Here is a 14,610-nt window from a genome sequence, read left to right on the forward strand (position 1 = left end):
GTAAGCTTAGCTGGCTTTTGCCAAATATTTGGCAAAGTCATCGTAAGTTAGCGCGCTGGACACCTGCTCTTTATTGTTGAAGCGGAAAGTGGGGGTGGAATCAAAATGGAATTTGTCCTGCGCTTCGGTCTGCTGGTTTAGAATGAATTGCATGAGTTGTTGATCAGCAATGGCTTTTTCAAATGTATCGCCCGGCATACCGGCAAAGGCGGCCATTTTCTTGAGCTCATCCTTCGGGTTGCCTTCCTTGGTGTAGGCCCAGCGGTCTAGGCTGGAAAGCAGGGAGGAGCAGAAAGGCTCATACCGTTCTGGTGGCAGGGTGCGGGCGACCATGGCGGCAACTGTTGCGAGCTGATCTGTGGGAAAATCATGAAAAACGTAGCGGATTTTCCCGGTATCGATCAGTTCTTTCTGCACCTGCGGAAAGGTGTTTTCTGCAAAATGCGCACAATGAATGCAGGTAAGGGAGAACCATTCTTCCACAACAATTTTGGCGTTCGGGTTGCCCAGTTCACGCGGGGTGAAGCGTGTATCTGTGGCATCTGCCGCTACAGAGATACCGCGCAGGGCAGTGGAGGCAACGGCCAGACTTCCGGCAGCTAAAATGGAACGGCGGGTGAAAGACATGGAAATCCGGTCTCCCTTAATGGGTGCAAATCATAAGCGGTTAAAGGCATGACGGCAGATTTGCTCTGCCGTCAACCCACAGATTTATCCGTAGTAGCAGATGTTTCCGCCAGAGTAGGTGTTGCAGACTGTTCGGTTAGCTTGCGCACGCGCACACGGCGGATGTGCCGGGCATCTGCATCTAGCACGCGGAAGAGATAGCCATTTTCATGCGTCAGCACTTCACCACGGGTAGGGACATGCCCTGCCATGCGGAACACAAGGCCGCCAATGGTTTCAATTTCAGCCTCTCTTTCACTCTCGGTCAGAATGGGGCCGATGGTTTTTTCAAACTCTTCAATCGGGCAGCGTGCATCTATATCGAAAGACCCATCAGGCCGTGGGGTGATCATGACAATGGCAGGCTCATCATGCTCATCTGAAATGTCACCCACAATGGTTTCAATCAGATCTTCAATGGTTACCAAACCATCAATGCCGCCGTATTCATCAATCACAAGCGCCATGTGGGTCTGGCGCTGGCGCATCTGTAACAGCAGATCCAGCACCGGAATTTGGGGGGCAATCATCAGCGGCTGGCGCAAAAGCACTTCCAGATTAAAGGCCTCGCTGGTGCCAACATAGGCAATCAGATCCTTCACATGGATCATGCCTACAATATCATCCAACTGATCCCGATAAACTGGCATGCGGGAATGGTTTTCCCGCCGCATCATGGCCAATGCTTCGTCCAGACTGATGGAAACCGGCATGGCCACAATATCGGCGCGTGGCACCATCACATCATCGGCAGAAATGTTGCGCAGGCGCAGCACGTTGGCAATAAGTGCGCGTTCTTGCCTGTCTAGCTCCGGTTTTTCACCTGTCGCAGAGTCTTCTGGTTCATCCGCAGCCTGCTGCACAAGCGCGGCAATGGAGCTGCGCAGGTCTGTCTGATGTTTTTTTCGGTGGAAAAAGGAAAACAGGCCGCGACTATTGGCTTCCTGCTTGTCTGAAGAGGAATCGTGTTCGCTCATGATCGGGGTTTCCAAGGGTTGGGAACCCTGAGCCGCGAAAGCAGGCGGGATTCCAGCATTTCCATTTCGCGCGCTTCACCAGGATGGTGGTGGTCATACCCAGCCAGATGAAGGCTGCCGTGGATGACCAAATGCGCAAGATGGTCTGCAACAGGTTTGCCAGCTTTGCGGGCTTCACGCACCATGGTTTCCAGCGCCAGAATAATGTCTCCGCCGTTAATGCCGGGCGGAGGTTCAAATGTTAGCACATTGGTCGGGCGCTGCTTGCCACGGTGGCGGCCATTCAGTTCTCGCACCTCCCGATCTGTTGCCAAAACAACAGTATCGGGCAGGCCGCCATATTCTGAGCAAGCGGCCAAGGCGCGCCATACCAACTGTTCCGGGTTATGCACATAAGAGCGCCAGCGCCTATCCCGGATAAGGATTTCAGGGCCTTCGTTCTGCTCATCGGAAAAAACAGCCTGAAAAGGCAGGCTTTTTTCTGGGGCATCCATATCCTGCATAGGGATATGGGCGGGGCTACTTGGCGGTTCCATTTTTCTCCTGACGGCCCTTGCTATGGGAGGGATCCCTTACAGCCGTCGCCTTTGCATCATAGGCTTCAATAATGCGGGCGACTAGCTTATGCCGCACCACATCTGTTGAATCAAAGCGGGAAATAGTAATTCCTTTTACGTTTTCAAGCGTTTCTACGGCATCACGTAGGCCGGAGGTGGTGCCTGCTGGCAGATCAATCTGCGTAAGATCGCCCGTAACCACCATGCGAGAGCCGGGGCCAAGGCGGGTAAGAAACATCTTCATCTGTGCAATGGTGGTGTTCTGGGCTTCATCCAGAATAACAAAGGCATGAGAAAGCGTGCGCCCGCGCATAAAGGCCAGCGGAGCCACCTCAATATCCCCTGAAGCCATACGGCGCACGACCTGATCCCCTGGCAGCATATCGTAAAGGGCGTCGTACAGTGGGCGCAGGTAGGGGTCGATTTTGTCTTTCATATCTCCGGGCAGAAAACCCAGCCGCTCACCCGCTTCCACAGCCGGGCGGGAAAGAATGATCCGATCAATGGAGCCAGCCTGCAACATGGCCACCGCCTGCGCCACGGCCAGATAGGTTTTGCCCGTGCCTGCTGGGCCAATGCCAAACACCAGTTCCTTTTTGGCCAGTGCTTTCATATATGCGGCCTGACCGGGGGAGCGGGGTTCGATATTGCCATGCCGCATACGGATAAGGGGGAGATCCCCTTCCAATTCCGGGGCGGTTTGTGGCGCGTTGGGGAGAATGCTGGTGGTGTTTTGGGGCGGGCGGGACATGCGTATGGCGGCCTCTATGCTGCTGATATCCACGTTTTCGCCTGCTGCCAGTTTTTGGTACAGCACGCCAAGCACCGCACGCGTGCGGGCTGTTTGTTCAGGCTCACCTTGAATGGAAATGCGGTTGCCACGCCGGGCAACCTCCACTTCCAAACCTTCTTCCAAGCAGCGTAAGTGCTTATCGTGGTCTCCCACAAGGCGCGCCAGAAGGGTGTTATCTTCAAACTGTAGGGTAGCAGAGGCATGGGGCATTTCTGCTGCCATGCGGGGTGAGGCGGAAATACGCGTGCTACTCAAGCGGACACACACTCCTCTTCTAAAACGCCGGACAGGGAGTTGGTCAGGCGTTCAACAATACGCACGGGCAGTTCCTTGCCAATCAGATGCTTGGGCCCAGAAACATGCACAGGCTGCAACCACGGAGAACGCCCGGCTATCTGGCCCGGTTTCCGTCCTTCTGAGGTAAACAGAACAGGAATGGTTTTGCCCACAAGTGTTGCATTAAAGGCATCCTGCTGTTCACGCAGCAGGGCCTGCAAAGCTTGCAAGCGGGCATCCTTCACATCCTCTGGCACCTGCATGCCAGCGCCAGCGGCAGGGGTGCCGGGGCGTGGGGAGTATTTGAAGGAATAAGCCAAAGCAAAGCCCACATCACGCACAAGCTGCATGGTGGCTTCAAAATCCTCATCCGTTTCACCGGGGTGGCCCACAATGAAATCGGATGAAAGAGCCAGATCGGGCCGTGCTTCACGCAGGCGGCGCACGATATCCCGATACTCATCTGCTGTATGGCCACGGTTCATGGCACGCAGAATACGGTCAGACCCAGCCTGAACCGGCAGATGCAGGAACGGCATCAACTCCGGCAGATCACGGTGGGCGGCTATCAGCGCATCATCCATGTCTCGCGGGTGGGATGTCATGTAACGGATGCGGGAAAGGCCGGGCAGCTTGGCAAGCTCATATGCCAGTTGCGGCAAGCCCCATGTGGAGCCATCCGGGCCTTCACCATGATAGGCATTTACGTTCTGCCCTAGCAGGCAGATATCCTTTACACCGCTTTCCACCATACGGCGTGCTTCTGCCAGCACGGAAAGCACTGGGCGGCTGCTTTCTGCCCCGCGTGTGTAAGGTACCACACAGAAGGAGCAGAATTTATCGCACCCTTCCTGAATGGTAAGGAAAGCCGTGTAATTTCCTGCGGTCTGCGGGGCTTCGGATTCTGGCAGAAAATCGAATTTCTGCTCTGCCGGAAAGTCCGTTTCAATAACCGCGCCACCTGCACGGGCCGCACGGGCCACCATTTCTGGCAGACGGTGATAGGTTTGCGGGCCCAGAACAATATCCACATATGGCGCGCGGGCCAGAATTTCCTGTCCTTCTGCCTGTGCTACGCATCCGGCTACGGCAATAATGGTTTGCTGCCCGGCGGTTTCCCGCGCTTCCTTGATCTTGCGCAGGCGACCGAGTTCTGAAAACACTTTTTCTGCCGCTCTATCTCTAATGTGGCAGGTGTTCAGGATAATCATGTCCGCTGCATCTGGCGTGGCAACAGGCTGATAGCCAAGTGGCCGCAGAACATCCCCCATACGTGCACTATCATACACATTCATCTGGCAACCCCACGTAATAACGTGCAGGCCACGAGCAGGGGATGTGTTGGCTGGGGTTCCGGTCATGATGGCAGGCGCTCCGCTATGCCGCAGGCCCATTCCATGCGGCAGGTGGAGGAAATCGGGCCAGAGCGCGTGCAGGTCAAGCCTCTTTTCTCACCAAGGCGAGAATAGTGGAAAGGTAAGAACGGCCAAAAAGTATTCTGGCGGTTAACAGACCGAATGTTCCTTATGGGTTTGGTGGCTTGCAACAGCCACCTAGTTTGTTGCCTAAAGTCTTATACGTATTGAAGCAAAAAAGCAGGCGGTTCTGTCAAGTATCCTTTTGGCTTTCTTGACAGAAGGCGGCAGAAAATTGGCAGGCAGAGTGGCTGGGTTAAACCGGCCTTTGATAACCGTAGGTTTACGGTTCTGGCGCAGTTCTGCCGCCCCTATGGATACGGCTTTCCATGCCGCCTGTGCCAAAGCCTTGCGGCTGGGGAACATATCTGGGTCTAGCGGTTCGTGCAGCAACACAGTTGCGCGGGAACGCTTCCATTTCAGCAAGGCCCATACATGGGGGCCAAGATCCATATCTCCGTACCATGAAAACACGGGGCGGCGGAGGCGGGAAATGGGCAGGTCTTCCAGCCGGTCATATACAAGGGATACGGGCTGGATAAGGGGCGTCATGCCTGCTTCAAACGTTATGGGCAGCAGGCTTTTATCCATGCCTTCCTTCAGGCGTGGCAATTTTGCGATGGCAAAAAAGGCGGACATAAACGGCAACACGCGGGAGCCATCTGATGATGTACCTTCAGGGAACAATACCAGATTATCCCCCTCCACCATGCGGCGGATCATTTCATCACGTTCACGGCCTGTGGTGCTGCGCTGGCGGCTGACAAAAATGGTGCGCCCGATTTGTGAGACCAACCCCATGATGGGCCATTTTTCAATATCGCCCTTGGCCACAAATACGGAGGGAAGGATGGTGCCCAGCACAGGCACATCCAACCAAGACATGTGGTTGCAAATATAGATAACAGGGCGTTCCCCCCGCTGGCGGGCTTTTAGGCCGCCCACTGTGCCCACACGTTGCCCCACAACATGGATCTGCAACCCGATAATACGGCACAGCACGCCCCAGATAACCCGCGTCCAGCGGATTTTTGGCGTGCCGGGCACAAGCAGCAGGCACGCTTCAAAACCCACAGATAGCGGCACCCAGACAACCAGCGCACCAAGGCGCAGGGCTGCCCTTAAATCTGCCGTGCGGCGGAAATAAGCTTCCACCCATGCAGGTAAGGGGGAAAGGCCATTGGGCTTCTTTTTGGGGGAAGCATAAGGGGGATGGGTTTGATCAGACGGGCGTGGTGTCATCGTTTCATTTCTGCCAGACACAGCTCTGTCGGACAAACGCGCCCGGCAGCGGCGCAGATGGAATGAAAAAGCATGCGCTCTCTTACCGCGATTTTAGCTGGCGGGACAATCCATCTCCCAATTTATGCGCAACAGAAGCTGTTTTCGGCTTCGGCACCGTATTTTTGTCATGGTATGTGCATAAAAGGGTTTGTAAGCAGAACTTCCGCAAATAGGTGGCAGGCAGATTATCGGTGAGGACACGCAAGAATAACATGCTGAACAGGCTTGCTCTCACCGCGAATCGTGTTCTGGCTGGCGCCGCCCTGTGGGGGGCATCGTCCTGCCTGTCTTGGTCTTGGGCGGCAGATCCACAGCCTTACACCACCAAACTGGTGCCGACCGGAGAGGCGGATTTGGATACGGCTATTAAAAGCTCATCTGATCTGCAGTCTCTCCAGTCCACGCATGCGGTGGGGCCATTTGCGTTGGCCGGGCGTGTGCGGAATGAATATGACCGCCTACGCACGGCGCTGGAAAGCTGTGGTTATTACGCCGGTACAGTGCATATCACCCTCAGCCGGAATGGCGGCAAGGATGCCGTGAAGATGGACGGGATGTCTCCCGCCCTTTCTCAATGGATCGAATCCGTGCCGACGGGTGAAAAGATTCAGGCTGAGGTGAAGGTAGATAAAGGCCCACTGTTTCATCTGGGCACCGTTACGCTGGTGGATGGTAAAACTGGCAAACCACCTATTTTAACAGATGCCCAGAAAAAAGCCTTTGGCCTTGCATCGGGCCAGCCAGCCGTTGCCAAAAGCGTGCTGGATGGTGGCAGCAACCTGATGGACGCCCTGCGGGAAGATGGGCACGCCCTGGCGACAGTGGAAAAGCCCAAGGCTTTTCTGGAACCCACTACGCATACGCTGAATATTACCTACCCGGTCACGCCAGGCCCGGTGCTAAATATTGGTAAGATAGACACAACCGGTCTGAAACAGGTGCACGAAAAATTCGTGCGCCGCCGTATGACAGTGCAAGAAGGCCAGCTTTATCAGCCTTCTAAAATTGAAAACGCGCGGCAGGATCTGGCCTCCGTTGGGGTGTTTTCGAACGTAACAGTGCAGGATGCCTCCACCTATGCGGTAGATGGTACCATGCCGCTGGATTTCAGCTTTAAGGAAGCCAAGCGGCATTCCGTGGGGGCAGAGGGCGGATATTCCACAGATTTGGGCGCGCGTGCTGGTGGATCATGGACACATTATAACCTGCTGGGCAATGCAGAGCGTTTGCGGCTGACAGCTCTTATTACCGGGCTTGGTGGCTCGGCCCAGCAAGGCTTGGGGTATGATGTGTATGCAGATTTCTTCAAACCCGATTTTCTGGAACGCAATCAGAATCTAAGTGCGCGTATTGAAGGGCTGCGGCAGTTGTTCTGGTCTTACCGGCAAACGGCATTTTTGATCCGTGGCGGCATTACACGCCCGCTGGCTAAAAACTGGAACGGCAGCTTTGGGTTGATGGCAGAGCAGGAAAAGATCGAGCAGTTTGGTGTCACGCGGGATTACACCATTATTTCTGCGCCACTTTCCGTCATGTTTGACAACACAGGCGTTGGAAACCCTATCGAACCCGCAACACACGGCGTACGCGCCAGCATGAGCATTACGCCATCCGTTTCCTTGGGGAATAAGGGCAGCGGCACCTCGTTTTTTGCCATTCTGAACGGCACGGCCTCTACATACTTTGATCTGCACCATCTGGGCATCAGCAAGCCCGGCAATAGTGTTCTGGCGTTTCGTGGCATGGTTGGCAGTATTCAGGGCGCCAGCACGTGGGATATTCCGCCAGATCAACGCCTATATGCTGGGGGCAGTTCTACAGTAAGAGGCTTTCGCTGGCAGGGTGTGGGGCCGCAGTATAAAAATACGCGCTATGCTATTGGCGGAACCTCGCTAGATGCAGGAAGTGCAGAATTTCGCCAAAGAATTATAGGCAACGTAGGCATGGCCGGTTTTATAGATGCCGGTCAGGTTGGCAGCAGCAGTTTGCCCTTTACGGGCAAGCTGCGCGTGGGTGCTGGTGGGGGTGTGCGTTATTATACGCCTATTGGCCCCATCCGGCTGGATGTTGCCGTACCTCTTAACCGCGCCCCACGTGGTGATAAGTGGGATCTGTATATCGGCCTTGGGGAGACATTCTAATGGCCGATATGCCAGAACCCATTTTGCCACGCACACCAGATAAACCTGCACGCCCACTGTGGCGGCGTGTAGGGCGTGTTGCCCTTATAACCGGTGGTTCTCTGCTTGGCATAACGGGCCTTGCCGTAGCTGTTTTGCTGGTGGGGGCCAATACCGGGCCGGGCCGCAAAATGCTCATGCACCAGACATCCTCCCTTACGGGCGGGATGATCGGGCTTTCGGGCATGTCTGGGCGTTTCCCCGATAACTTCCGGCTGGATACGCTGGAAATTCACGATAAGCAGGGTGCTTGGCTTACGCTGCATAACGTGGCGCTTAATTGGTCACCTCTGGCAATAATTGGGCGCACAGCGCGTATTTATGCCGTTACGGCAGATGAGCTGGATATTCCGCGCCTGCCTGTGTCTGATCCGGCCAAGCCAGCCACGCCTTCCAAAAGCTCACCTTCTGCGCTCCATCTGGGGGTGGATATTCGCAAACTTGCAGTGGGGCGTATTAACGTGGGGGCTGCGCTTGCGGGTTCTTCGGCAAGTTTTTCCTTGGCTGGGCGCGGTCAGTTATCCAATATTGATCCGGTTATCAATGGGTTAAGTCTACCTTCTTTGCCGGGTGCGGATATTGCGCTGCATCTGAAAAGGCTGGATGCCGCCGGACAGATTGATCTGGCAACCACCACCAGCAAAGGTAAGCTGGGCCTGCATCTGGATGCCAGCGAGGGCACAGATGGTTTTGCCGCCACGCGCCTTAAAATGCCGCAACTGGTGCCTCTGGCGCTTAAGCTGGATATCAATGGCCCTCCTTCGGCCGCTGTGCTTGGTTTTGCTGCTTCTGCTGGCGATATAAAAGCCCATGCAGATGGCGTGCTGGATTTGCTGGCTGAAAAGCTTGGTAACCTGAATGCCGGAGTAGATGCCCCCGCCATGTCTCTCTCGCCCGATCTGGCGTGGGGGGGCATCCATTTAGGGGCGCAGTTGCATGGTAAAATGGCAGCACCGCTGGGCACAGCGCAGGTGCAGGTTGATCAGCTTGCTGCATCTGGCGCAGGTGTGGGCACGCTGAAAGTTCAGTTCTCAGGTGAGAATGGCAGTGCCGATATGGCCAATCTGTTGCATGTGGTGGCAACAGCAGATGGCGTGCGCCTGCCGGGCAAAGCGCCAACATTGCTGGCATCTGCGCCGTTGCAGCTTGATGCGCAGTTAGAGCCACAAAAGCCCGGCAAACCGCTGGCTTTTACGCTGTCTCATCCTTTGCTGAATCTTTCTGGCAATGTGCAGTCTGCTGCGCCACAGCGTGGCACGGTAGCGTTAAAGCTGCCCGATTTGCTACCGTTTGGTGAAATGGCCGGTACGCCTTTGCGCGGTCATGCGGGCATGAACGCACAGTTTGACCTTCCGGCAAAGCCGGAGGGAGATACGCACCTTACAGCAGATGGCACGCTGGCTATTACAGGGGGGCAGCCTCAGGCAGCCGGGCTGATCGGGCCGGACGGTAAGTTTGCCCTTACAGCCACCATGCGGCCCTTGCCTGCGCAGGATAAGCTACCAGCGGCTAAACAGATTGACCTGCAAAACTTCAGTGTGGATGGCCGCGCCCTTAATCTTAAAGGAGGCGGGCAGGTAAACACGGGCCGCGATATGGATCTGGCGTTTGATCTGGGGCTGACAGATCTGGCGCGGGCGTTACCCTCCTTGCGTGGGGCGCTCACGCTGGCCTTGCAGGCCAAAGGCCCGATGCAGGATTTTACAGCCACCCTGCATGCGAAGGGAGACCCCGGTACCGCCACCATGCCACGCGGCCCCATAGCGCTGGATGCCAATGTGCAGCACTTGCCAACTGCGCCAGAAGGCACGGTGCAGGCAAATGGCACGCTTAACCGCGCCCCATTGGTGTTGGATGTGGCTTTGGCCCAAAGCGCGCAGGGTGACAGGCAGGTTGATATTCGCAAACTGTCATGGAACAGCGTGGCCGGGCAGGGGCAGCTTTCTCTTCCTACAGGTGAGGTGGTGCCTCTGGGCACGCTGGATCTGAAGGTGGGGCGCTTGGCAGATTTTCGTCCGCTTATTGGGCAGGCTATCTCTGGCGCGCTGGCAGCTTCTGTTAAAACTACGCAGGTGGCGGATACACCTCAGGTTGCCCTTAAGCTGGATGGCAACGTGGCTATGCCCAGCGTAAAAATTGGCTCTCTGGCTTTAGCTGGTACGGTAAAAGATCCAGCGGCTCATCCCAATGCTGATCTTACGCTTAAACTGGGGGGGCTTTCTGCTTCTGGCGTAACCGGGCAGGCGCGTCTGAGTGCCAAGGGGCCGGATAACGCTGTGGCGCTCACCGCGCAGGTGGGCCCAGCAAGCTGGTCTGGCAGCCCTTTGATGCTGGATACCGCAGCCCTGTTAAACCTGCCTGCCAAACAGGTGAAAGTGCAGCGCCTGAATGCCACGGCCAAGCAGGAAACATTGCGCCTTTTGGCACCTGCATTGGTCTCGTTTGGGGAGACTATGGGGGTTGATCGGCTGCGGGCCACGTTGGTAACGGCAGGCAGCCAGCCTGCTACCATTGATGTTGCAGGCAAGATCAAGCCTTCTTTGGCTGTTACGGCGGATATTCGTAATCTTACGCCTGCGTTGGCACACCCGTTTGCGCCAGATTTCAAGGCATCTGGCACGGTTTCCGTTCAGGCCAAGGTGGCGGGCACGTTAAATGCACCGCAAGGGCAGGTTAAGCTTACCGGGCGTGATTTGCGTATGGCTGGCAGTTCTGCTGCGGCTTCCATTCCGCCATTGCATCTAGATGCCGCCGCCAATCTGGCTGGTAGTTCTGCCAAGGTGCAGGTGGCGGCAGGTGCGGGGCCCAAGCTGAACGTGAATGTGGCTGGCACGGCCCCGCTGAACAAAACCGGGCCAATGAACCTGCGCGTAAATGGCAATCTGGATTTAAGCATTGCCAATGGCATTCTGGGCGCGCAGGCGCGGCAGGCCATGGGGCAAGCCCAAATGGCGCTGCTGGTTGCGGGCTCCATGTCTTCCCCCCGTGTAACGGGTACGGTGGATCTGCGCGATGCCGATGTGCAGGATTTTGCCCAAGGCTTCCATCTGGCCAATATCAATGGCCGCGTGGTGGGCGAGAACGACAAGATCGTTATTCAGAACCTTACGGCCAAGGCTGGTGATGGCAATTTGGGCGTCACCGGCTTTGTGGGCATTGGCTCCCCCGGTATGCCGCTGGATATTCGTTTGCAGGCCCATGATGCCCGGCCCATTTCCAGTGATCTGCTAACAGCGGTGATGAACGCGGATATTGCCGTAAAAGGGCAGGTGCAAACCCGCATGGATGTTGATGGCACAGTGGATTTGCGGCGTGTGGAAATTAACATTCCCAATTCCTTGCCGTCATCCGTAGCGCGGCTTGATGTTGTGCGCCCCGGTGATGAGCAAAAGCAGGCGGAAGCCGCCAAAGTAGAAAGCACCAAGGCCGCGGTGATCGGGCTGAACCTGAGCGTGACATCTCCGGGCAAGTTCTTTGTGCGTGGGCATGGCTTGGATGCAGAAATGGCTGGCAAGTTGAAAGTTGGCGGCACAACGCAGGCTCCGCAGGTTAGCGGAGGGTTTGATCTCAAGCGTGGTAACTTTGATCTGGCTGGTATTTCACTTAACTTCACCAAGGGGCGGGTGGCTTTCAATGGCTCTGGCGTTGGCCATAAAATGGACCCCACGTTGGATTTTGAGGCCGACCGTGCCGTGCAGGGCCAAACGGCTATGCTGAAGGTGGGCGGGTATGCCAGCGCGCCCAAGATTACGTTTGAATCCATGCCGCCGCTGCCGCAGGATCAGGTGTTGGCCATGCTGCTGTTTGGCACGGATGCGCACTCTCTCTCCTCCACGCAGATGGTGGAATTGGGCACGGCACTTGCCACTCTTACAGGGCTTACACCGTTTGACCCAATGGGCACTATCCGTAAAACCTTGCATCTGGATCGTTTGGCTATTGGCGGCGGTTCTGGTGTGGGGAATGGCGGTACCAGTGTTGAGGCCGGTAAATATGTGATGAAAGGTGTTTATGTAGGTGCTAAGCAGGCCACTTCTGGTTCTGGCACACAGGCACAGGTGCAGGTTGACCTGACAAAACATCTCAAGCTGAACACAACCGTGGGCACAGGCGGCACCGTAACAGGCTTTACCACCCCGGAAAACGATCCGGGCAGTAGTGTCGGGCTGCTGTGGCAGTACCGTTATTAAGCATTCAGGCGCATATTTGAGGCGCTTTTTCTCACAAGCGCCTCAAATCAGGCTTTAGTCCGAAAGGCTGAAATCCACCACAACGGGCACATGGTCGGAAGGGCCTTCCCAATCTCGTGCTTCACGCACAACCGTCATGCCATGCAGGTTGGGTAGGAGGTCAGGCGTCATCCATACGTGGTCCAAACGGCGGCCACGGTTAGATTTTTTCCAGTCCCGGTTGCGGTAAGACCACCACGTATAAAGTTTTTCTTCCGGCGGGACAAAGTGGCGCATGGCATCCACAAAGCCGGTTTGTAGCCAGCGGTTAAGGCGTTCTGTTTCCGGCGGGGTGTGGCTGACAATTTTAAGAAGCTGCTTGTGGCTCCATACATCATGCTCAAGCGGCGCGATATTGAAGTCTCCCACCAATACCGTGCGGTTAAGGGGGCGAGACTGAAACCACTCTGTCACTTCTTCTACAAAGGCCAGTTTGTGGGCGAATTTTGGGTTGGTTTCTGGGTCTGGCTCATCCCCACCTGCGGGAATGTAAAAGTCGTGCAATTCCACTTCGCCTTCTGGCGTGCATACGGTTGCGGCTACGTGGCGGCAATCTTCCTTACCGTACCATATTGGGGTTTGCGTGACAGGCCTTAACGGGTGGCGAGAGAGAATGGCAACGCCGTTATAGCCTTTCATGCCCCGGTAATGCAGGTGCTCAAACCCCAGAGCTTTCACGCCGTCTTCGGGAAACAGAGGGTCTGGCACCTTGGTTTCCTGGAGGCACACAACATCTGGGGCGAGGTGCTGCACCAGCTTTTCAAGCAGAGGCAGGCGCAGGCGGAGGGAATTGATGTTCCATGTTACTAATCGCATGTGCGGTGGCATGACGGATTGCAGTTTGCAGGGCAAGCAAAAACAGGCGCATAACTGGGGCAGATGGAACCCGGCTGTTCCCTTGTAATTTCATGTAACAGGGCCATTTTCTAGATTATGACAACCCAATCTTCTTCCGTTTCTCCGGATGCAGTTGCGCTGCATCGCGCCTTGTTCACTCTGGATAGCCATATTGATATTCCGTGGCCCGATCGGAATGATGCGTTTGAGAATACGGCAGATAGACGGGTGGATCTGCCTAAAATGCAAAAGGGCGGCATGTCTGCCGGATGCTTTGTGGCGTACATTGCCCAAGCCGCCATAGACCGGGAAGGGCACGCACAGGCGCAAGCGCAGTGCTTGGCTATGCTGGATGCCATAAGCCGCATGCAGGGCACCCATAATGGTATAAGCGCACGTGTATGCTCCGCTGTGGCAGATATGCGCACCGCGTTTGATGAAGGTGTGCTGGTTGTTGTTCCGGCTGTGGAAAATGGCTACGGCATGGGGGATGACCCCGCATTGCTCAAGCAGTTTCGGGCCAAGGGGGCGCGTTATGTTACGCTCACCCATAACGGACATAACGCGTTGGCAGATGCGGCCATTCATCGCCCCAGCCTTGGGGATGCACCACAGCGCCACAACGGCCTTTCTGCCCTTGGGCGTGAAGCAATTGCAGAAATGAACCGCCTTGGCATTGTGGTGGATGTTTCTCATTCCTCCAAGCAAACCATGCTTCAGGCGGTGCAGGTTTCAACCACGCCTATTGTGGCAAGTCATTCCTGTGTGCGCACGCTGTGCGATCATCCGCGCAATCTGGATGATGAGCAGTTGGATGCGCTCAAGGAAAGTGGTGGCGTTATCCAGATTACGGCCATGCCCGCGTTTTTGAAGCCCAAGCCGGAGGAAGGTAAACGGCAAGGCTTTGTGGCTGATCTGGTGGATCATATTGATTACGTTGTGCGCAGGCTTGGGCCAGAGTACGTCGGTATTTCCTCAGATTTCGATGGCGGTGGCGCGTTGGAAGACTGGCAGAACGCCACACAGGGCGTGAACATAACTGCCGAGTTGATGCGCCGAGGTTATGACAAAAGTGAAATTGCGGCTTTCTGGGGTGAAAACTTCCTGCGCGTGTTGGAAAAGGCAGAACAGGCGGCAGAACAAAGCAGGATTGTATGAGAACAAAAAACTGCAAAAATTGTCCACTTCCTGTCTTGACATCGCGTATTTTCAACAAAAAGTTCAAAAATCATAGGGTGTCAAAAAACCGCAACACATTAAATCTTTTGAAATCAGTGAGTTGGCGGGAATGACCAAAAACTGTGCAATCTGTTGAAAGGGCTGACTTTCTGCGGTTTATGATGAGTCAGCCCCAGCTGTTCCACAGAGTTATCCACAAAAACGGTGGATGAAATTT

At 55.5% G+C, this 14,610-nt stretch carries 10 protein-coding genes; 3 read left to right on the forward strand and 7 right to left on the reverse strand.

Going from position 1 to position 14,610, the window contains the following annotated elements; translation table 11 throughout:
- Positions 1 to 6 precede the first annotated feature (6 nt).
- The 6 genes from WG31_RS05895 to WG31_RS05920 form a co-directional block, all read right to left on the reverse strand.
- Positions 7 to 627 carry a thioredoxin domain-containing protein gene (locus tag WG31_RS05895; RefSeq protein ID WP_063353924.1) on the reverse strand — a complete coding sequence of 207 codons (621 nt, stop codon included), beginning with the start codon at positions 625 to 627 and terminating at the stop codon, positions 7 to 9.
- A gap of 71 nt (positions 628 to 698) precedes the next feature.
- Positions 699 to 1,643, reverse strand: coding sequence for a hemolysin family protein (locus tag WG31_RS05900; protein ID WP_035351492.1), 945 nt, complete (start codon positions 1,641 to 1,643; stop codon positions 699 to 701).
- Positions 1,640 to 2,146: an rRNA maturation RNase YbeY gene (gene ybeY, locus WG31_RS05905; RefSeq protein ID WP_063354889.1), complete on the reverse strand. Its 507-nt coding sequence runs from the start codon at positions 2,144 to 2,146 to the stop codon at positions 1,640 to 1,642. Before ybeY ends, WG31_RS05900 begins: the two co-directional genes overlap by 4 nt.
- Positions 2,147 to 2,162: 16 nt before the next feature.
- Positions 2,163 to 3,260 carry a PhoH family protein gene (locus WG31_RS05910; RefSeq protein WP_209439373.1) on the reverse strand — a complete coding sequence of 366 codons (1,098 nt, stop codon included), beginning with the start codon at positions 3,258 to 3,260 and terminating at the stop codon, positions 2,163 to 2,165.
- Positions 3,245 to 4,663 (reverse strand): tRNA (N6-isopentenyl adenosine(37)-C2)-methylthiotransferase MiaB, encoded by a 1,419-nt coding sequence (gene miaB, locus WG31_RS05915; RefSeq protein ID WP_006115158.1) that lies wholly within the window; start codon positions 4,661 to 4,663, stop codon positions 3,245 to 3,247. The genes WG31_RS05910 and miaB overlap by 16 nt, the downstream gene beginning before the upstream one ends.
- A gap of 171 nt (positions 4,664 to 4,834) precedes the next feature.
- Entirely contained in the window at positions 4,835 to 5,926 is a 1,092-nt protein-coding gene (locus WG31_RS05920) for a lysophospholipid acyltransferase family protein (RefSeq protein WP_063353925.1), read from the reverse strand.
- A gap of 254 nt (positions 5,927 to 6,180) precedes the next feature.
- Between WG31_RS05920 and WG31_RS05925 the strand changes: the two genes are divergently transcribed.
- Entirely contained in the window at positions 6,181 to 8,109 is a 1,929-nt protein-coding gene (locus WG31_RS05925; protein WP_063353926.1) for an autotransporter assembly complex protein TamA, read from the forward strand.
- Positions 8,109 to 12,338 (forward strand): translocation/assembly module TamB domain-containing protein, encoded by a 4,230-nt coding sequence (locus WG31_RS05930; protein ID WP_063353927.1) that lies wholly within the window; start codon positions 8,109 to 8,111, stop codon positions 12,336 to 12,338. Before WG31_RS05925 ends, WG31_RS05930 begins: the two co-directional genes overlap by 1 nt.
- 54 nt (positions 12,339 to 12,392) lie before the next feature.
- Here the strand turns inward: WG31_RS05930 and WG31_RS05935 are convergent, their stop codons facing one another.
- Positions 12,393 to 13,205 carry an exodeoxyribonuclease III gene (locus WG31_RS05935; RefSeq protein WP_063353928.1) on the reverse strand — a complete coding sequence of 271 codons (813 nt, stop codon included), beginning with the start codon at positions 13,203 to 13,205 and terminating at the stop codon, positions 12,393 to 12,395.
- 105 nt (positions 13,206 to 13,310) lie between these two features.
- Here WG31_RS05935 and WG31_RS05940 point away from each other — a divergent pair, with 105 nt between their 5' ends.
- Positions 13,311 to 14,372, forward strand: coding sequence for a dipeptidase (locus WG31_RS05940; protein WP_063353929.1), 1,062 nt, complete (start codon positions 13,311 to 13,313; stop codon positions 14,370 to 14,372).
- Positions 14,373 to 14,610: the final 238 nt, after the last annotated feature.

The sequence above is a fragment of the Acetobacter oryzifermentans genome (assembly GCF_001628715.1).
Taxonomy (GTDB): Bacteria; Pseudomonadota; Alphaproteobacteria; order Acetobacterales; family Acetobacteraceae; genus Acetobacter; species Acetobacter oryzifermentans.